This window comes from Butyrivibrio sp. AE3004 (assembly GCF_000703165.1).
GTDB lineage: Bacteria > Bacillota > Clostridia > Lachnospirales > Lachnospiraceae > Butyrivibrio.
On sequence record NZ_JNLQ01000002.1, the window covers coordinates 1,397,604 to 1,418,862 of the forward strand.

General features: G+C 38.4%; 17 protein-coding genes. 16 read left to right on the forward strand and 1 reads right to left on the reverse strand.

What is annotated here, in order from left to right:
- The first annotated feature begins 49 nt into the window (after nucleotides 1–49).
- From BV60_RS0109195 to alr, 3 genes are read left to right on the forward strand one after another with little or no spacing between them, the layout of a single operon-like run.
- Nucleotides 50–739, forward strand: coding sequence for a hypothetical protein (locus tag BV60_RS0109195; RefSeq protein ID WP_051656621.1), 690 nt, complete (start codon nucleotides 50–52; stop codon nucleotides 737–739).
- Nucleotides 711–2,363, forward strand: a complete 1,653-nt coding sequence (locus tag BV60_RS0109200) for a bifunctional ADP-dependent NAD(P)H-hydrate dehydratase/NAD(P)H-hydrate epimerase (RefSeq protein WP_051656622.1) — start codon at nucleotides 711–713, stop codon at nucleotides 2,361–2,363. The genes BV60_RS0109195 and BV60_RS0109200 overlap by 29 nt, the downstream gene beginning before the upstream one ends.
- A gap of 15 nt (nucleotides 2,364–2,378) precedes the next feature.
- A complete protein-coding gene (gene alr, locus BV60_RS0109205) occupies nucleotides 2,379–3,584 on the forward strand; it encodes an alanine racemase (protein WP_029321156.1) in 1,206 nt (401 codons plus the stop codon).
- A gap of 41 nt (nucleotides 3,585–3,625) precedes the next feature.
- On the opposite strand, the gene BV60_RS0109210 is transcribed toward alr, so the two are convergent.
- A complete protein-coding gene (locus BV60_RS0109210; protein WP_156036055.1) occupies nucleotides 3,626–4,639 on the reverse strand; it encodes a hypothetical protein in 1,014 nt (337 codons plus the stop codon).
- Between the two features lie 249 nt (nucleotides 4,640–4,888).
- Between BV60_RS0109210 and BV60_RS0109215 the strand changes: the two genes are divergently transcribed.
- From BV60_RS0109215 to scpB, 13 genes are all read left to right on the forward strand, one after another.
- Nucleotides 4,889–6,295 carry a hemolysin family protein gene (locus tag BV60_RS0109215; protein WP_029321160.1) on the forward strand — a complete coding sequence of 469 codons (1,407 nt, stop codon included), beginning with the start codon at nucleotides 4,889–4,891 and terminating at the stop codon, nucleotides 6,293–6,295.
- Between the two features lie 18 nt (nucleotides 6,296–6,313).
- Entirely contained in the window at nucleotides 6,314–7,054 is a 741-nt protein-coding gene (locus BV60_RS0109220) for a YebC/PmpR family DNA-binding transcriptional regulator (protein ID WP_029321162.1), read from the forward strand.
- 61 nt (nucleotides 7,055–7,115) lie between these two features.
- On the forward strand, nucleotides 7,116–8,834 hold the full coding sequence (locus tag BV60_RS0109225) for a hypothetical protein (protein WP_029321164.1): 1,719 nt from the start codon (nucleotides 7,116–7,118) through the stop codon (nucleotides 8,832–8,834).
- Nucleotides 8,835–8,861: 27 nt separating this feature from the next.
- A complete protein-coding gene (locus tag BV60_RS0109230) occupies nucleotides 8,862–11,807 on the forward strand; it encodes an insulinase family protein (RefSeq protein ID WP_029321166.1) in 2,946 nt (981 codons plus the stop codon).
- Nucleotides 11,788–12,858, forward strand: a complete 1,071-nt coding sequence (gene era / locus BV60_RS21040) for a GTPase Era (protein WP_035777198.1) — start codon at nucleotides 11,788–11,790, stop codon at nucleotides 12,856–12,858. The genes BV60_RS0109230 and era overlap by 20 nt, the downstream gene beginning before the upstream one ends.
- A gap of 11 nt (nucleotides 12,859–12,869) precedes the next feature.
- The gene (gene recO / locus BV60_RS0109240) at nucleotides 12,870–13,523 is read left to right on the forward strand and encodes a DNA repair protein RecO (RefSeq protein ID WP_029321170.1); all 654 of its coding nucleotides are present in this window, start codon (nucleotides 12,870–12,872) and stop codon (nucleotides 13,521–13,523) included.
- Nucleotides 13,524–13,625: 102 nt separating this feature from the next.
- Nucleotides 13,626–14,237, forward strand: coding sequence for a hypothetical protein (locus BV60_RS0109245; RefSeq protein WP_029321173.1), 612 nt, complete (start codon nucleotides 13,626–13,628; stop codon nucleotides 14,235–14,237).
- 64 nt (nucleotides 14,238–14,301) lie between these two features.
- A complete protein-coding gene (locus tag BV60_RS0109250) occupies nucleotides 14,302–15,699 on the forward strand; it encodes a glycine--tRNA ligase (RefSeq protein ID WP_029321175.1) in 1,398 nt (465 codons plus the stop codon).
- 73 nt (nucleotides 15,700–15,772) lie between these two features.
- Nucleotides 15,773–18,427, forward strand: coding sequence for an alanine--tRNA ligase (gene alaS / locus BV60_RS0109255; protein ID WP_029321177.1), 2,655 nt, complete (start codon nucleotides 15,773–15,775; stop codon nucleotides 18,425–18,427).
- A gap of 159 nt (nucleotides 18,428–18,586) precedes the next feature.
- Nucleotides 18,587–18,763 (forward strand): 30S ribosomal protein S21, encoded by a 177-nt coding sequence (gene rpsU / locus BV60_RS0109260; protein ID WP_022755619.1) that lies wholly within the window; start codon nucleotides 18,587–18,589, stop codon nucleotides 18,761–18,763.
- Nucleotides 18,764–18,880: 117 nt separating this feature from the next.
- On the forward strand, nucleotides 18,881–19,747 hold the full coding sequence (locus BV60_RS0109265; RefSeq protein ID WP_029321179.1) for a metallophosphoesterase: 867 nt from the start codon (nucleotides 18,881–18,883) through the stop codon (nucleotides 19,745–19,747).
- 23 nt (nucleotides 19,748–19,770) lie between these two features.
- Complete coding sequence (locus tag BV60_RS0109270; RefSeq protein WP_029321180.1) at nucleotides 19,771–20,523, forward strand: segregation and condensation protein A; 753 nt, start codon at nucleotides 19,771–19,773, stop codon at nucleotides 20,521–20,523.
- 7 nt (nucleotides 20,524–20,530) lie between these two features.
- Nucleotides 20,531–21,100 carry an SMC-Scp complex subunit ScpB gene (gene scpB, locus BV60_RS0109275; protein WP_029321182.1) on the forward strand — a complete coding sequence of 190 codons (570 nt, stop codon included), beginning with the start codon at nucleotides 20,531–20,533 and terminating at the stop codon, nucleotides 21,098–21,100.
- Nucleotides 21,101–21,259 lie beyond the last annotated feature (159 nt).

Consider the following 21,259-nt stretch of genomic DNA (forward strand, 5'->3'; position numbering starts at 1 on the left):
AAGACAGCTAAAACCATGCGTTTACAGATGAGAGCATGAGGATTCCGATATGGCCAAGAGCGACAATAATTATTCCGATGCACTTATTGGAAAGGATGTGCCTATCCTTTTCAAAGATGAAAAATGGCAACAGCTTTTTACACTAAGCCCCAAGACCGCAAAAATTAAAGGGATTGAGGCTGAGCTTATTAAGCTTGTTGCAAAGCAGGAAGAAATAAGAGAGAAGATTAAAGACATAAAACGTCTTAAAAAGAAGCTTCTTGGAGAAATTGTTGTTTTAAGGGATGACGCTGACAAAAATCCAAAACAAAGAAAAAAGCTTGAAGCCGAAATGGATGACCACACGAGGCTGATCAAGGAATGTAATGAGAAAATAGAAGGCTGTGAGGATGAAATGCTTGGCCTTCCCAGGGAAATATACCAGGTTAACTATCAGCTCATGGTTGAAACTATGGAGCTATTTTACAAAAGGATACATGACAATACAGTTGAAATAACTGCGATTGATGAATGGGTATCCCAGGTAAGGGTCCAGCTAAAAAAGAATATTATACGGATGCAGGAAAAGGAGATAGAAAATTTTAACGTTTATTCATATATGCACAATATATTTGGCCCTGAAGTTATAGACCTGTTTGACTTAAAATACGATCCGGAAAGAAGGCACCCTATTGTAAAGCCGGGAATGGAAGAACGTGATGGGATAATATATGACGAAGAAAAATTTACCGATAGTTGATAAAAACTCAAGATATGTAGTAAGCGCTGCCGAAATGAAGAGATGTGATCAGGCTACGATAGATCACTTTGGAATCCCTCAGGATGTTCTGATGGAAAGGGCGGCGCTTTCTATATGCAAATATGTAAAAAAGTCATTGCCCGCAGGCGGACGAGTGCTGATATTTGCAGGAAGCGGAAATAACGGTGGTGACGGAATAGCTGCTGCAAGAATTCTGCATCAGGATGATATTCCTGTTGTTCTTGTGCTTGTCAACCACAAGCTGAATGAAAAAGCAGCTTCTTCAAAGAGAACAAAAGCATGTGAACAGCAGCTGAAAATTGCCCTGTCTTACGGTGTTACAGTGATTGATTTTGATGCTTCAAGTATAAATAACGAGATTAAAAGAAGTTCGGTAATTGTTGATGCCATGCTTGGTATAGGTTGCACAAGAGATCTTGAAGGTGACTACAAATCTGCAGTATGTGAGATTAACTACTCGAAGGAGGATTTTGATGAAAAAGCACCTCACGTAATTTCTGCAGATATACCTACAGGGATAAATGCAGATACAGGTCAGGTTCAGGGACATGCAATCTGTGCTGATGAAACTGTTACCTTCGGCTTTCTGAAAATGGGCTGTGCTTTTTATCCAGGGGCTGCTCATTCCGGAGAGATTCATATTGTAAATATAGGAATTACCGATGATGGATTTCTTAATGAACCTCCAAGGTTCAAATATATAGATATACCTGATGTTTCCGAAATGGCTAAGCTTTTACTTCCGAAAAGAAATCCGGCAGGTAACAAAGGATCTTTCGGAAAAGTTCTTATTGCCGCAGGGTCAAAGAGAATAAGCGGAGCATGTATTATGGCCGCAGAGAGCTGCCTGAGAAGCGGCGCTGGAATGGTGCGTGTCTTTACTGAAAAGACAAATCTTTCTGCGGTTCAAACACTTCTTCCAGAGGCAATGACAGATATATATTGCGAGGAAGACTTTGATACAAATGAAAGCGAAGTATTTAAAGCTGCAAAAGATAATCTTTTAAATGCTTTATTATGGTCCGATGCCGTTGTTTGCGGTCCGGGTATCGGAAAGGGAAAGGCAGGAAGAGAAATCCTTAGTATAATTTTGGAAAATGCAAAGCTCCCATTGGTTTTGGATGCTGATGCGCTAAACATAATATCTGATGATGAGGAAACAAGAAAACTTATTTGCGGTTACGAAGCGGATATGGTTATGACACCTCATCTTGCTGAGTTTTCCAGACTTATAGATAAAAACATACATGATTGCAGACTATGTATGATAGATGAAACCATAAAGCTTGCAAAAGAATTTCATGCGTGTATTATATGTAAAGATGCCAGAAGTCTTATTACTGATGGAGAAAGATGTTTTATTAATCTCAGTGGAAATGACGGAATGGCTACCGCAGGAAGCGGAGATGTGCTGGCAGGACTTATTGGTGCACTTGTGGTTTCGGGTTTTTCAAATGTTACCGAAGCTGCTGCAATTGGTGCTTATATGCACGGTGTTGCCGGAGATATGGCTGCGATAAAAAACGGAAGGCAGGGTATGACTGCCAGAGACATTTCCGGAGGTCTCAGGGATATTTTCTCCGGACAAAGTAATATTTTGTAAAAGAGGCAATAAATAATGCTGGATGAATTTTCAAGAGTTTATGCAAAAATAGATTTGGATGCGATTTCACAAAATGTTGAAAATATGTATAATTCGCTACCAAGAAACACAAGGATGCTTGCAGTTGTAAAGACAGACGGATATGGATACGGTGCAGTACCTATCGCGAGAATGCTGCAAAATGATGCCTATATATGGGGATTTGCAACGGCAACAGCGGAGGAAGCGTTTGAGCTTCGTGAGGCCGGAGTAAGCAAACCGATTCTGGTTTTGGGATATACATTTCCATATGCTTACGAGAGAATGTTAAGAGAAAACATAAGGCCTGCTGTTTTCAGATACGATATGCTCAATCACCTTTCTGAAAGAGTAAAAAAGAGAAGAGCGCAGGGAGGAAATGAGATTTTTCATGTTCATATAGCTGTTGACTGTGGCATGAGCAGAATCGGAATAAGACCTGACGCAAACGGTGAAAATTTCATAAAGACAGCTCTTAAAACAGAGGGCATTGAGGTTGAAGGAATATTTACTCATTTTGCAAGAGCAGATGAAGCAGATCTGTCTGATGCGCATAACAGGTTAAAGGAATTCGGGAATTTTGTTACTCAGGTTGAAGCAGATAATGATTATAAGATCCCGATTGTACATTGTTCAAACAGTGCAAGCATAATTGATATGCCCGAAGCGCATATGGATATGGTTAGATGCGGTGTCACTATGTACGGAATGTGGCCTTCCGAAGAGGTGAGCAGAGATAAGATATGCATAAAACCGGCACTTTCACTTTACAGTCACATATCTTTTATTAAGGATATTCCTGAAAATACGCCTGTAAGCTATGGCGGAACATTTGTATCTGACAGACGCATGAGAATAGCAACGATTCCTGTCGGATATGGCGACGGATATCCCAGAAGTCTTTCCGGAGGAAGAGGCTATGTGCTTATACATGGCCAAAAGGCCAGAATACTTGGCAGAGTGTGCATGGATCAGTTTATGGTTGATGTATCTTCAATACCAAATGCTAAGGAAGGCGATGAAGTAATACTTATAGGCCGGGCTGAATCCGGTTATGGTGATAATGAAGTCGCAAAGATAACGGTTGAGGAGCTCGGAGAATTAAGTGGCAGATTCAATTATGAATTCACCTGTAATCTGAATCACAGAGTTCCGAGACTCTATGCTAAAGAGGGTAAAATTTTAAAGCCTTATGAAGTGTGATAGTGATTTTCTATAAGAAAAAAGCGACTTAGCTTAAATTATCAGCTAAGTCGCTTTTTTATTGAATTATACTGGACATTTATCTCCTGAAGAGCGGTTGTGTCGCCATCCATATTGTCAGGATGGTAAAGCTTTACCAGAGATTTGTATTTTTTTGTGGCTGATTCAAGCGTAGTACAGCCGGCGAAAAAGTTAAACGAGGATACAGAATTTGGTTTGTTGCTTTGCTGCTGTTTCTTTTCCCTATTGCTTTTTCGTTTGTCTTCTATACGAAGATCATCATACTCATCTGTATCATCGGTATTATCAAGGTCGTCCTCAGAGATTTTGAAAAATAGATCATGACTTCTTTTCCGATTTCGAATATTAGGGAATCGTTTTCTGTCATACTTTTCAAAAGAATCTTCATAATAATCTGAAGCTTCTATATAGCCGTCATAATCATCATCTTCAAAATTATCGTCTGAATATGCACTTTCATAGAAATCATCGTCATTATCATATGTATTGTCATTATCGTAGTCATTTTCTGTCTCTTCGTAAAATTCTTCAAGAGGACTCTTTCTTGAAGTCTTTCCATAGCTGTCGTCATCAAATTCTTCACTGTGACGATCAAGCCATCTGCTATAGCTTTTTTCATCAAGACGTCTGCCTGATTTTGGGAACAGCCTTTTATAGCGCCTTTTTAATATTTTACCCGGAGTTTTTCCGGGTATAAGACTACCCAAAAGATATAATGCCAAATCAGCAACGATAAAGACAAGAAGATACTTTACTGCATATACAAATGTACCTATTGCTATAAAGGTTATGGAAATAGGTAAAATGAGTATTAAAAGGATGAGAATAAGGATAAAATACATAAGAGTTCCCCCATATCCGGATAACAGATTGAGGTATCCGACCAGGGTATCAAGTATTAGTGCTCGAACCGGTAAAGCATCAAGCTCAATTGGAATAATTGATGAAAAAACAGATTCGCCGGCTATAATCTCAACGGTAAGAATAAAAAAGAAAATACTGTAAACAGCACCCGATATTGGTAAAAGTACCAAAAATAAGCGCAGCAGTCTAAATAACTGGCGCAGGAAAAAGGCGATCATATCAAATATATTTTTTATTATCCATATAAGTCCCCTTGTCAGGAACTCAAAAAAGACTGAAATCATGTTCTTATTTTAGCTTAACGAAAAAACGATGACAAGAGGTAAGAGAAAACACGTTTTCTTGACTGTATCCATGCAAAATGCTATATTTTATCTTGACGCATTTTGCGATTTTTTTAGCAAAGGAGATGAATATAGATGGACGATGGTGGGCCCACTGCCACTGCTTTTATTCTGATATTTGTTTTTATGATTCTGATTGACATGCTCTGTTACGGATTTGGAGCTGCAATTGAGAATTTAAAGCCCGATGATCTTAAGCTTGGCGGCGATAAAGATGATGATAAAGAATCACCGCTTTTACTTAGAGAAAAGAAGACAGCAAAAAAGCTGGATGAAATCCTGGAGTTTCCCGGAAAATACATAAATACGATTCAGCTTCTGACTCTTCTTATAAATATGATCCTCGGTGTGATCTATATCAGGATTTTAAGCAGTATCACTAATGGTCTCATAGGCGGCCTTTTCCAAAATAGTGCTGTATCACAGATATTGTCATATGTAATTGCTGTTCTGATTCTTATGTACGTTGTCCTTACCATAGGTGTTTTGATTCCTAGAAAGCTTGGGACAAGATACCCTGAGAAATGGGCGTATTTCGGTGTTGGAGCCATTACACTTATAATCAGATTTTTCAGTCCGTTTACAGGTCTTATCAGATTAACGGCCATGGGAATTTTAAGGATTTTTGGCTTTCATTGGGATGCTGATGACAATGATGTAACTGAAGAAGAGATAAAATCCATGGTATCGGAAGGTCAGGAACAGGGTGTTTTGCAGGATTCGGAAGCAGATATGATTTCCAACATATTTGAGTTCTCCGATAAACAGGCACAGGACATTATGACCAACAGAAATGCTATGGTATGTATTGATGGCAATACCACGCTGAAGGAAGCTGTTGATTTTATGCTTAATATGAATAACAGCAGATTTCCTGTATATCTTGATAATATAGACCATATTATCGGTATACTTCATATAAGAGATGCCATGAAAAAGCTTTCAGAGCATACTGATGATGATACGCCTTTAAGGAAGACCAGAGGTCTTTTAAGATCACCGAGAAATGTTCCGGAGACAAGAAATATAGACAGCCTTTTTCATGATATGCAAAAGTCCAAGACTCAGATGGTTATAGTTATCGATGAGTACGGACAAACCGCAGGTCTCGTCTCAATGGAAGATATCATTGAAGAGATTGTTGGAAATATTATGGATGAATATGATAAGGATGAGGACTACATAGAGGCAACATCCAATGAAGATGAGTTCATAATAGAAGGAAAAACACCTCTTGAGGATCTAGAGGACAGATTTGGAATAGAGTTTGATGATGCAAACTTTGAAACAGTCAACGGACTTCTTATTTCAAAACTCGACAGAATTCCGAAGGAGGGGGAAGAATTTACTGCTGAGATCGGAGGTTATTCCTTCAAGATTCTTTCAGTAAAAAATCACATGATCCAAAGCGTTCTGGTTAAAAGAATCACGGAAAACAAATCCGAAAAAACCGGAGACGATCAGGAAAATACAGAAATTTAATTTATTTAGGAGGATACAATGTCAGGACATTCAAAATTTGCTAACATTAAGCATAAGAAGGAGAAAAACGATGCTGCGAAAGGTAAGATCTTCACAGTAATCGGACGTGAGATTGCGGTAGCAGTTAAGGAAGGCGGTCCTGATCCGTCCAATAACTTTAAGCTTGCTCAGGTTATTGCAAAAGCAAAGGCTAACAATATGCCTAATGACACAATCGAGCGTGGTATTAAGAAGGCTGCAGGTGCTGATGGCAGTGTTGATTATCAGAATCTTACATATGAAGGATATGGTCCGGGCGGTACCGCTATTATCGTTGACACACTTACAGATAATACAAACCGTACAGCTGCAAATGTAAGAGCCGCTTTTTCAAAGGGCAACGGCAATATCGGTACACAGGGCTGCGTATCATACATGTTTGATAAAAAGGGTCAGATTCTTATCGATAAGGAAGAGTGCTCAATGGGTGCTGACGACCTTATGATGCTTGTACTTGATGCTGGTGCAGATGATTTCAATGAGGAAGAGGACAGCTACGAAATTCTTACAACTCCCGAGGCATTCCAGGGTGTTGTTGAAGCACTTGAGAATGAGAAGATTGCAACAGTATCTGCTGAGATTACAATGATTCCTCAGAATTATGTTGAAGTTACTGATGAGGAAAATGTTAAGCGCATTCAGAGAATTCTTGATATTCTTGAAGAAGATGATGATGTTCAGGCTGTTTATCACAACTGGGATGACAGCTCTGTAGAATAAAACGTTGCATCAATTGTTTATTATAAAAAAATAATATAACAGGTTATGGGGAGGCCTTGAGATGAAGCTGAAAAAGACATGGATTGGAATTTGTGTCGGGGTAATGTATGTTCTTGGAATGATATTTGCCATAGGAGTTACCGGCTTTGTTTCGGGGCTGCTTCCATCTTATAACAGATATCTTGTTGCAGGTGTTGGGATCGCGGCATGTGCGATTGCTTCACTTGTTATCTCATGGATTCTCAGTATCATTGGAGACAAAATCAATGATATTGAAAATGTAAACAATTTTAGAAGACCTATATGGCTTGAAATTGTTATTGTTATAGCGCTTATTATTACAGGGATATTTACTTACAGCCGATATGCAATGCTTGTAACTGAATTTAGCGGGAATATCTCTCTTTATGATAGTGCAATTGTTGTTCAAAATACGCAGAATGTACAGACTTTTGGTATTGCAGACAGCCTGTATGTAGGACTTTTGAGAAGTGTGATCAGCTTTCTTGGGAATACATTGGGAGCTGCTTTGTTATTGAATATTGCACTTAGGATTGCTATGGCTGTTTTTGTGTACATAGCGGTAAGATTAAGCATGGGAATGGCTTCTGCCATCATAGCAGGAGGCTTACTGTTAGCAATACCCGCATTTGGTTACTCAACCCGGGAAATAGGTTCGGATCAGCTGATTTTAACAGCCTTTGCATTTGAACTTTTACTTGCTGTAATTTATGTAAAGGGCTTTGAAAAAAGTATAGGCAATCATATTGTATATAAAATTATAAGTGTGATTTTTGGCGCACTTACAGGTGCGATGATTTACTTTGAAGCCGGCAGTGCTGTGGTTATTGTGTTTGCTTTAAGCGCATGGATGCTTGCTGATATGTGCGGCGATACATTTAATGTTTGCATAAACGAAATATTAGCTTTGTTTTCCGGAGTGGCCGCTTTTATAGGCATGCTTGCCCTTGAAGGTGGAATAGACAGAATTTATGATACGTATCATGCCTGGACCTGGAGATTTTACGGATTCAATGACAGTTCCTGGATCAAAATGATAAATGATTCTATTCCCAACACCTATTTTGCAGTGGGGCTGCTTGCAGCTGCTTTACTTCCTGCATGGCTTACTCTTATTCGTGACAGATGTGAGAGAATAGTTCCCTGGCTTGCTTTTTCGGTAATTGGAATTGTTTTATCACTATTTCTCGGTGAAACGGTCATGAACAGTGAAGTTTTTATAATCACTGCAATAGTATTACTTATAAGCTGCGGAATATCATGTGCAGCGTATAATGATATCGCTAAAGATATCACGGAAGAATCTAAAGAAGTAGCAGAAAAAGATGAAGTATCTTCAAAAGATCCGATAGGCAAAGATGAAGATGAATCTAAAGCTAAAACAAAAAATGAGACAGAAGCTTTGGATAAATCTTTAACTACTGATGAAACATCAGAAAAAAATGAAATCGGCGAAGATTTAGTTTCAGAAGAAACAGAGAAAAAAGACGAAGAAAAGAAAACTCCAAGATTTGTTCCTGAAGGTATGGTTTTACCTACAGGCGATGAAGACGAGGAGGATCTTGTTCCGAACTTCAATATGAAAAGGCAGGAAATGTCTGATATCGGAGTATTATCGATAGGACCTGCAAAGAAGAAACAAGAAAATGAAGTTCAGGAAGACAGTAAGAATCCGGAAGAACCCGATGCAAAGAGTACTTCGGAGGATAAAGATGACTTTGATATTATTACCGGTCCCGGTGATGATTTCGATATATAATTATTAGTTTTTACGAGGTTAATGTTGATGAGAGTTGAAGAGCTTAATACATATGAAGTATTGGAGCATAGAAGAATAGAGGACCTTAATTCAGACAGTTATATTGTCAGACATAAAAAGACAGGTGCCAGAGTTGCACTGCTTGCGAATGATGATAATAATAAGGTTTTTTACATTGGATTCAGAACTCCACCCAAGGATTCCACCGGAGTTGCACATATAATTGAACATACTGTACTTTGCGGATCACGGGAATTTCCTATAAAAGATCCTTTTGTTGAACTGGTTAAAGGATCGCTCAATACATTTATCAATGCCATGACATATCCGGATAAAACCGTTTATCCGGTTGCGAGCTGTAATGATGCGGATTTCCAGAATCTTATGCATGTTTATCTGGATGCCGTTTTTTATCCCAATATCTATAACACGGATAAGATTTTTAAGCAGGAAGGCTGGCATTACGAAATGGACAGCGCCGATGACGAATTGAAGATCAATGGTGTTGTTTATAACGAAATGAAGGGCGCATTTTCTTCAGCTGATGAGGTAGTTGCAAGACAAATAAGAAAATCTCTCTTTCCTGATACAACCTATGGAAAAGAATCCGGCGGAGATCCTGATGAAATATATAATCTGACTTACGATGAATATCTTGATTTTCACAGGAAATATTATCATCCCTCAAACAGCTATATCTATCTTTACGGAGATATGGATATGGCAGAAAAACTTAAATATATTGATGAAAAATATTTGTCTCATTTTGATTCCATTCATGTGAATTCCGAAATCGGACTTCAAACTCCGTTTGAGAAGCAAAAAACAGTTTGCTGTAAGTATCCGATCATGAATGAGGAATCGGAAAAAGATAATACATACCTTACTTTAAATTATTCTGTCGGAAGCAGTCTTGATGCGAAATTCTATATAGCTTTTGATATTTTGGATTACGCACTTTGTTCGGCGCCCGGAGCTCCGATAAAGAAGGCACTTATTGATAAGGGAATCGGAAGCGAAGTATTCAGTGATTATGACAATGGAATAATTCAGCCTGTCTTTTCAATAGTTGCTAAAAATGCCAACCCGGAGCAAAAAGACGAATTTTTAAAAACGATAGAAGATGTTCTGAAAAATCAGGTAAAGAACGGCATTGATAAAAAGGCACTTCTTGCCGGGATAAATGCTGATGAATTTAAGTACAGAGAAGCTGATTTCGGAAGATTTCCTAAGGGACTTCTTTATGGATTACAGGTTATGGACAGCTGGTTGTATGATGATACAAAGCCGTGGATAAACATAGAAGCAAATGCTACATTTGCAGAGTTGAAAAAAGAAGTAGATACAGGATATTTTGAAAGGCTTATAGAGAAATATCTTCTGAATAATACGCACAGCACAGTTCTGATAATGGAACCTGAAAAAGGTTTAACAGAGAAAAAGGATGAAGAACTCTGCCGGAAACTTCAGAAATATAAAGAAGCATTAAGTGATGAAGAAATTTCCGCGATAGTGAGAGAAACAGCTGAACTTAAAGAATATCAGGAGGAACCTGACAATCCTGAGGATCTTGCAAAAATACCGCTTCTTACAAGAGATGATATAAAGAAAGAAGCTGAAAAATTCATTAACGAAGAAAGATATGCCGGTAAACAAAAGATTCTGTTCCACAATATCTTTACAAATGAAATCGGTTATATAAATTTTGTTTTTGACATGAAAAATGTTCCGGACAGACTTCTTCCGTATACACCTCTTTTGAAGCTGCTACTCGGACTTATGGATACAGAGAACTATTCATATACTGATCTTTATAATGAGATAAATCTTCAGACCGGTGGAATAAATGCATCAATAAGTACATACACCGATTCAGGTGATGTTAAAAAGTTTACAACCACCTTTGAGGTTGCAGCAAAGGCATTATATTTGCAGCTTGATAAGGCATTTGATCTTGTTACGGAAATTTTATTAAAGACCAGGTTTGAGGATGAGAAAAGACTTTTGGAAATTCTCGATGAAACCTGTAGCAGACTTCGCTCCGAGCTTGCAGGTGCAGGACATCACAGTGCAGCACTTCGTGCGCTTTCATATGTGTCGGAGGCTGCTAAGATTTCTGATATGGTATCAGGCATCGGTGGATACAGAATGCTTGAAGAGGTGAGGGAAAAGCTTGCTGATAATAAAGCAACAGCACATGAAATTGCCGGTAATATGAAAGAGTTATGTGAAATTATTTTCAGACCGGAGAATCTTCTTGTTGACTATACTGCATCAGAGAAAGAGTATGACGGATTTGAAGAAAAGGTAATTTCATTTGCAAATAAGCTCCATACTGAGGAAATAAATACAACCGGATTTAAAGTGGAGTGCAATAAGGAAAATGAAGGCTTCCAGACAGCAGGACAGGTGCAGTACGTTTGCAGAGCAGGCAATTATGCTTCGAAGGGATTAAAGTATGATGGTGCATTAAGAGTGCTTAAGGTGATGCTTGGATATGATTATTTATGGAAAAACATCCGTGTACTTGGAGGTGCTTACGGCTGCATGAGCGGCTTTTCCAAAAACGGCGATTCATACTTTGTTACTTACAGGGATCCACATCTTTCAAGAAGTATTGATGTCTTTAAGGAAGCATCGGAATATATCAAGAACTTTGACGCTGATGAGAGAACAATTAATCAGTTTGTTATCGGTGCGATCAGTGATCTTGATACACCCAAAACACCTTCAACAAAGGGCGCTTACGGACTTACTGCTTATCTTTGCAAAGCAAATATGAAAGATATTCAAAAGGACAGAGATTCGCTCCTTGCTACCGATCTTGAAAAGATAAGAAGTCTTTCAGCATACGTGGATGCATTTATGGAAGATGAATGTCTGTGTGTTGTAGGCGATGGCAATAAGATTGTACAAAGCAAGGATTTATTTGGGAAAGTGGAGCAGCTTATTTATGCAGGAAAATCTGAATGATAGAAATTTAAGTTTAAAATGCGGCTATGTTACTCTTATAGGAAGACCGAATGTAGGAAAATCTACACTGATGAATCATCTGATAGGTCAAAAGATTGCTATTACTTCTCATAAACCACAAACTACACGTGGAAGAATACAAACGGTTTATACAGATGATCGCGGACAGATTGTTTTTTTGGATACTCCCGGAATACATGAGTCAAAAAACAAACTTGGAGAATACATGGTCAATGTGGCAACTAAAACCATGGAAGAAGTAGATCTTATACTCTGGCTTGTTGAACCGAGCACATTTATAGGTGACGGAGAACACATGATAATCGATCAGCTGAGGGAGTGCGGTAAGCAGGTGATTCTTGTAATAAATAAGATAGATACCGTTTCCGCTGACGATTTGCAAAGCTTTATAGATGCTTATAAAAAGGAAATGGATTACGCCGACATTGTGACGGTATCCGCACTGAAAAGTAATAATCTTGATGAATTGATGCAAAAGATGTTTGACAGACTTCCTTATGGAGATCCTTTTTATGATGATGAAACTCTTACTGATCAATCTGAAAGAGATATTGTCAGTGAAATAATCCGCGAAAAGGCACTCAGGCTTCTTTCGGATGAAGTTCCTCATGGTATTGCAGTTACAGTGGAAACAATGAAAACAAGGAAAACAAGGAAACAGACTGCTCCCGTTAAAAAGAAAAAATCAAAGCATGTGCATCCTCCCAAAAAAGGAAAAAGTGAAAGCAACAATGATCTTGAAGCTATGCTTGCAGCCTTAAAAGGTGGTGCAACAGATGCTGCTGATGTTTCCGACGAGACTCAAATAATGGATATTGAAGCATCCATTATTTGTGAAAGAGATTCTCACAAAGGGATCATTATTGGTAAAGGTGGATCAATGCTTAAAGAGATTGGTTCACAGGCAAGAGGCGATATTGAAAATATGGTTGGTTGTAAGGTTAATCTTCAGCTGTTTGTAAAGGTCAGAAAAGACTGGAGAAATGACACTGTTCAAATGAAGAACTTTGGATATAAGAACACTAAGTAATCGAGGAATAAATGGTTGAATTTACCACTGTAAACGGAATAATAATAAAGAGGGCTCCTGTTGGAGATTATGACTTTATTGTTACAATTCTCACTTCCGAACGTGGAAAGATTTCAGCCTTTGCTAAAGGCTCAAGACGCCCCGGAAATCATCTTTCCGGTGTTGTTGAGCCTTTTTGTTTTGGAGAATTCAAGCTCTATGAAGGCAGAACATCTTATACAATTCAGGAAGCGAGAATTGTAAACTACTTTGAATTTTTCAGAAATGATTTTAATGGTTCCATGTATGGAATGTTTTTTCTTGAACTTGCTGATTACTATTCAAGAGAAAATAATGATGAGCGTGAGCTTCTTAAGCTTTTATATCAATCACTTCGCGCTCTGGAGGCTGAGAATTTCGATAATAAACTTGTAAGATGTGTGTACGAGATAAAAAGTCTCGTAATAAATGGAGAATATCCCGGTATTCCAACGGACAGAAAGTATGAAGAATCTACTGCATATACACTTGAGTTTATAAGAACCAGCTCTATAGGAAAACTATATTCGTTTGCTGTTACAAAGGACGTACTTTATGAGCTTCTTCATATTTGTGATATATATAGGAAGACGTTCATTGATCGTAAATTAAATAGTCTTGAAATGATACAAATGATAGAAACCTGATTTTTTAATTGGTAAATATTTGAAAAAGCATAAAATGCGTTATATAATCATAAAAGTGTGCGTAGAGGGCATGTTAATTTTTGTGTATATGAGGTTATCCTTGTGAAAAGAAAAATATCAATAAATTTTATATTGTGTTTCGTAATCGTATTTTCCATTATGCTTACAGCCTGCAAAGACGATTCTGAAAGTGGGAAAAGTGACAGATCTTCAATCGAAATAAAAAAAGACGGTTCTGTAATCAGCACAATGGTTGAAGATTTTAATGAAAGCTATTACAGTATTGATGAACTTCGTGAGATGACTGAAAATGAAATAAATGCATTTGTTGTATCAAACGGGGAGAATACAGCATCACTTAAATCAATCGATAAGGATGGCGAAAAAGTAAAACTCGTAATTAAATTCGCAAGTGCATCCGATTATGCTCATTTCAATAATGAGACTCTTGTATATGAAACAGTATCGGAAGCCAGATTATCCGGACAGATAGATGTAAATTCACTTGTTGATAAGGATGGGAATGCTATAGACAGCGAGAAAGTCGATAAACTTGAAAATAAACATGTGATTATTTCAGGGTCAAAAAATATTATTTCCGTTCCATATAAAATAAAATATGTATCCGGCGGCATTTCTCTTGTTGATAAAAATACAGCAGATTTCTCAGCAGTAGCCGATGATACAGCCGTATGCATGGTTTTAGATAAGTAATATATGAGCATGTTGCTCTAAATAAATAACAAATGAGCGTATTGCTCGGAAAGAGGTTTTGGTTATGAAAGCAAATGAAAAAACAATGGAAAAAATCATTGCTCTTGCAAAGGGCAGGGGCTTTATCTATCCCGGAAGTGAGATCTATGGTGGTCTTGCAAACACATGGGATTACGGTAATCTCGGTGTTGAACTTAAGAATAATGTAAAGAAGGCATGGTGGCAGAAATTTATTCAGGAGAGCCCTTACAATGTAGGTGTTGATTGCGCTATACTTATGAATCCTCAGACTTGGGTAGCTTCAGGTCACCTTTCCAGCTTCTCAGATCCTCTTATGGATTGTAAGGAGTGCCATGAGCGTTTCAGAGCTGATCAGCTTATAGAGAATTTTGCTGCTGAGAACAATATTACACTTGAATCATCTGTTGACGGATGGAGCCAGGAGGAGATGAAGAAGTTCATCGATGATCATAATGTTCCATGCCCGTCATGCGGAAAACACAACTTTACTGACATTCGTCAGTTCAACCTTATGTTCAAGACATTCCAGGGTGTTACAGAGGATGCTAAGAATACTGTATATTTAAGACCTGAAACAGCGCAGGGTATTTTTGTTAATTTCAAAAATGTTCAGCGTACATCCAGAAAGAAGATTCCTTTCGGTATTGGTCAGATTGGTAAGTCTTTCAGAAATGAGATCACACCGGGTAACTTTACTTTCAGAACAAGAGAATTCGAACAGATGGAGCTCGAGTTCTTCTGTGAGCCTGAAACAGATCTTGAGTGGTTTGAGTATTGGAGACAGTTCTGCATTGACTGGCTTAAATCTCTTGGTATGAAGGAAGAAGAAATGAGAGTAAGAGACCATGATAAGGAAGAGCTTTCATTCTATTCCAAAGCTACAAGTGATATAGAGTTCATGTTCCCGTTTGGCTGGGGTGAGCTTTGGGGAATTGCTGACAGAACCAACTATGACCTTTCAAGACATCAGGAGGTATCTAAGGAAGACCTCACATACTTTGATGATACAAAGAATGAAAGATACATTCCTTATGTTATTGAACCTTCACTCGGAGCTGACCGTGTTGTACTTGCTTTCCTTTGCGGCGCTTATGATGAAGAAGAAATTGCTGAAGGAGATGTAAGAACAGTTCTTCATTTCCATCCCGCACTTGCTCCGGTTAAGATTGGGGTCCTTCCTCTTTCCAAAAAGCTTAACGAAGGCGCTGAAAAAATCTTTGCTCAGCTTTCAAAGAAATATAACTGCGAATTTGATGACAGAGGAAATATCGGTAAGAGATACAGAAGACAGGACGAAATTGGTACTCCTTTCTGTGTAACATATGATTTTGATTCTGAGACAGACGGAAAGGTTACTGTTCGTTTCCGTGACAGTATGGAACAGGAAAGAGTTGCAATTGATGAACTTGAAGCATACTTTGCAGATAAGTTTACCTTCTGATACATTTAAAAACTTTATTTAATAAGTTTTCGAGACGGAAAGGTATTGAAAAACAAAGGAGTTTATAGAATATATGAAACAATTTACAGCAAATGAACTGCGTAAGGCATGGAAGCAGTTTTATATAGACAGAGGACATGTTGATTGTGGTGCGGTTTCACTTGTATCTGACGGGTCAACAGGTGTTATGTTTAATGTTGCAGGTATGCAGCCTCTTATGCCGTATCTTCTTGGTAAGAAGCACCCTATGGGAACCAGACTCTGCAATGTTCAGGGATGTGTTCGTACCAATGATATTGATTCTGTAGGTGATAAGAGTCATGGTACATTCTTTGAAATGATGGGAAGCTGGTCACTTGGTGACTACTTTAAGAAGGAGCGTTGTCAGTGGAGCTTCGAACTTTTAACTCAGCTCTTTGGATTCGATGCAGATCATCTTGCTGCTACTGTTTTTGCAGGTGATGAGAATGCACCGAGGGATGAGGAAGGCGCTAAATATCGTATTGAATCAGGCTTTAAACCTGAGAATATTTTTTACCTTCCTGCTGAGGATAACTGGTGGGGACTTGAATATGGTCCCTGTGGTCCCGATAGTGAGATGTTCTATGTAAAGGATATTCCTGATTGCGGCCCTGATTGCGGTCCCGGATGTCATTGCGGAAAATATACAGAAATAGGTAATGATGTTTTCATGCAGTATGAGAAACATCATGACGGACATTTAACACCTCTTTCTCAGAAAAACGTTGATACAGGTTGGGGACTTGAGCGTATTCTTGCTTTCCTTAACGGAGTTGATGACGTTTATAAGATTGATCTGCATGCACCTGTTATTGCATACATTGAAAAAGAAAGCGGAATCAAATATGAGGCTGACGAAAAAACCACAAGATCAATGAGGATACTTGCTGATCATACACGTACTTCCGTTATGCTTATCGGAGATGAAGCTAAGCTTCTTCCTTCAAATACAGGAGCGGGATATATTTTAAGAAGACTTATTCGTCGTGCCGTAAGACATGCAAGAACACTTGGTCTTAACAAGGATCAGATTCTTGGCGTTGCGAAGATATATATAGATGAGTATGCTGAGAGCTATGAACATCTTGATAAGAATCGCAAGTTTGTTCTTACAGAACTTGAAAGAGAAATTACTCGTTTTGAATCAACTCTTGAAAACGGTATGAAAGAATTTAAGAAGATTCTTGATAAGACCGGTGCTGAAGGCAAGAAAGAAATAGAAGGAAAGGATGCATTTTTCCTTTACGATACTTTCGGCTTCCCTGTAGAACTTACTGTTGAACTTGCCGGTGAGGAAGGATTCACTGTTGATGAAAAGGGTTTTGCAGATTCTATGGAAGAGCAGAAGCAGAAGGCAAGAGATAACCAAAACTTCTCTGCAAACCTTAGTACAGGAGCAGGTGTATTTGATGGGCTTGATGAATCTGTTCAGGTGCAGTTCCTTGGTTATGATGCACTTGACTGCGATGGCAGTATTGTAGCTATGGCATCAGGTGATGCATTAACAGATGAACTTAAGGAAGGCGAGCAGGGCTCAATAATTACAAGCAAAACAACTTTCTATGGCACTATGGGCGGCCAGGTAGGTGACACAGGTGTTATTCTCGGAAAAGATGGTTCGAAATTTGAAGTTACAGAGACTGTTCATGTAGCAGGTGGAAGAACTGCGCATGTAGGAACTGTTGTAAGCGGCAGCTTTAAGAATTCTGATGAAGTTTCTCTTAAGGTTGATGCACAGGAAAGAGCAAAGACCTGCAGAAATCACTCAGCTACGCATCTTCTTCAGAAGGCTCTTCAAGAAGTTCTCGGAGACCATGTAGAGCAGGCAGGTTCTTATCAGGATACTGATAAGACAAGATTTGATTTTAGCCATCATCAGGCTATGACTCCTGATGAGATTCAAAAGGTTGAAGATCTTGTAAATAAGAAGATTGCTGAGGCCCTTCCTGTTGTTACGGAAGAGATGACAATGAAAGAAGCCAAAAAGACCGGAGCAATGGCTCTGTTTGGTGAGAAATATGGCGACAGAGTACGTGTTGTAAAGATGGGGGATTTCTCTATTGAGCTTTGCGGTGGTACTCATGTATCAAATACAAGCCATGTAGGCATGTTTAAGATTGTTTCGGAAAGCGGTGTTGCTGCCGGTGTGAGAAGAATAGAGGCTCTTACTGGTGATAATGCCAGAAATTATTACAAGAATGTAGAGGCTACTCTTAATGATGCAGCAAAACTTCTTAAAGCAAATACATCTGATGTTCTTACTCAGATAAAGAAGCTTCAGGAAGAGCTTAAAGCATTAAAGAGCGAAAATGAATCGCTTAAGAGCAAGGAAGCGCAGGCTGCTCTTGGGGATGTAATGGATAGCGTAAAGGATATTAAGGGCGTTAAACTTATTGCACAGAGTGTAAAGGGAGTTGACATGAACGGCCTTAGAGATCTTGGAGACCAGCTTAAGGGTAAACTTGGTGAAGGTGTTGTAGTTCTTGTTTCCGAACTTGACGGCAAAGTTAACCTTATGGCTATGGCAACCGAAGAAGCTATTTCAAAGGGTGCTCATGCAGGTAACCTTGTAAAAGCAATTGCCGGTAAAGTAGGTGGCGGCGGTGGTGGTCGCCCTAATATGGCACAGGCAGGTGGCAAGAATCCTGCAGGTATTCCTGATGCTATTGCTGAAACAGAAAAAGCACTTGAATTACAGATAAAATAAATAGATAAATAAATATTTTTAGATCTTTTTAATTTGCTCTTGACGGGGCCTGAAATTATGGTATAATCTATAGATGTTATGTGGGCTAATGCTCAAAGACATAGCAAATAACCCTGGTGCCCGTTAAGGAAGGGTCTGAAGGGAGGGTAAGAGTAGAGAATGTCAACAGTTATTGTAAAAGAGAACGAAACTTTAGACAGCGCATTACGTCGCTTTAAGAGAAGCTGTGCTAAGGCTGGCATCCAGCAGGAGATTCGTAAAAGAGAACATTACGAGAAGCCAAGCGTAAAGCGTAAGAAAAAGTCTGAAGCAGCTAGAAAACGTAAATATAATTAATAAAAATAAGTCCTTGGTTTATTTAAATCAAGGACTATTTTATTACATAAGAAATCTGTCTGAATTTCTATGTAATACATTTCTTACTAATTACTCCGCAAATTCATAGGACAAAATATGATATATATTATTTCGATAGTGTTTGCGATATTGATATTGTCAGTTATTGCGATCATTTATCATGATATGAATCACTTTGTTGTGAGAAACTATGAGATTCATTCGGATAAAATAAAAAAGGATGCTGTATTTTGTCTTTTATCGGATCTCCATGAGAAACAATTCGGTGAAGGAAATTCAGAATTACTTAAAGCTATAGACAAAATATCTCCGGATATCATTCTTATAGCAGGCGACTTACTTACGGCATTTAATGAATCCGGACAGGATCATTACGAAGAAATCGGGGATTTTGTAGCAAAACTATGTTCAAGATATCCTGTTTATGCTGCAAATGGCAATCATGAATACAAAATGGATCTTCTTGGCGGCCACAGAAAAGAAGTATATACAAAGTATGCTAAAAAAATAACCGATGCAGGATGTGTTCATTTGAGAAATACAGGCACTTATCTGGAAGACTATAACATGGAAATCCATGGTCTTGAGCTTGGGTATGAATATTTCAGAAAAGTTGTAAAACGCCCCATGCCTGAGAACCATATAGAACAATATTTTGGAAAACCGTGCGAAAGCAGATTCCAATTATTAATCGCACATAATCCGATTTATTTTGAAGACTATGTAAAATGGGGTGCTGATCTTACTGTTTCGGGTCATGTCCACGGTGGCATCATAAGGATTCCTTTTATTGGAGGTGTGATATCACCTGCGATGGTATTGTTTCCTAAATATGACGGCGGACTGTTTGAGTTAACAAATAAGAAAATGGTATTAAGCAGAGGGCTTTCCACACATTCGGTTCCGATAAGGTTTAATAATCCCGGAGAGCTTTGTGTGATAAAAATTATTTCGGATAAATAAATCAGTAACGAGGATAGCTTATAATGGCACTGGAAGTAAAGCTTCAGGTCTTTGAGGGACCTCTTGATCTGTTGCTTCATCTGATAGATAAAAACAAAATAGATATATATGATATACCTATTGCTGTCATAACAGAGCAATATATGGATTACATCAGAGCCATGCAGAGAGATGACATGGAAGTTACCAGTGAATTCCTGGTTATGGCTGCAACGCTTGTTGATATAAAGTGTAAGATGCTTTTGCCTAAAGAAGTTAATGAGGAAGGCGAAGAAGAAGATCCCAGAGCAGAACTTGTCGAGAAACTTCTTGAATATAAGATGTATAAGTTTATGGCTGATGAGCTACGTGAACGTCAGATCAATGCTGATACACATATGTACAGGAAAAAAAGCATTCCACCGGAAGTTATGTCATATGAAGAACCTATAGACTACGACACACTTATAGGTGATGCCAATCTTGCTAAGCTTAACGATATTTTTCAGGCTTTACTTAGAAGACAAGAGGATAAGGTTGATCCTATCAGAAGTAAATTTGGCAAAATAGAGAAGGAATCGGTGGATCTTGACCAGAAAACTGTTTATGTTCAAGAATATATCAGAGAACACAAGAGATTCAGCTTTAAACAACTTCTTGAAAAACAGGGCAGCAAGGTAGAGATTATAGTTACCTTCATGGTAATACTTGAAGCCATGAAGATAGGCGATATAGAAATTGAACAGACTGAGACGTTTGGTGATATTATGATCACATCAAACAGAGCAGCCAAGTGAGGAAGATATGACAAAAGAAGAAGGAGCGGCAGCTATAGAAGCAATCCTTTTTACAATGGGGGATTCGGTTTCTGTAGCGGCAATCTGTAATGCATTGGATGAGGATCTGAAGGATGTTCGTAAACAGATTGCTTATCTTAAGGAAAAATACGATAGAACGGATAGCGGTATCGGACTTATTGAACTTGAAGATTCCATCCAGCTTTGTACAAAAAGTGAGATGTATGAGTATTTGATAAAGGTTGCTAAAACTCCTAAGAAGATTACTCTTACGGATGCACTTATGGAAACTTTATCGATTATTGCTTATAAACAGCCGATTACCCGTCTTGATGTCGAAAGAATAAGGGGCGTAAACAGTGATCATGCTGTCAACAGGCTTGTGGAGTTCAATCTTATTCAGGAGCTGGGAAGACTTGATGCTCCGGGAAGACCGTTGCTGTTTGGGACGACTGAGCAGTTTCTTAGAAGCTTTGGGGTTAAATCTCTCGAAGAGCTTCCGGCACTGGATGCTGTGAGGGTTGAAGAATTCAAACAGGAAGCCGAACAGGAAATAAGTGTTAAACTTGATGTTTAAATATAAAAATAATATAATTCCGCATAAAATAAGGGCGTGGAGTATTCTCCATGCCCTTGTTTTGTGCTATACTATATTCTGACTTAAGTTGTGGTTTTGGCTATCTGAAAGTTGCTCCACATTTTCTTATAGACAAAAGCTATTTCCCACTTAAAAATA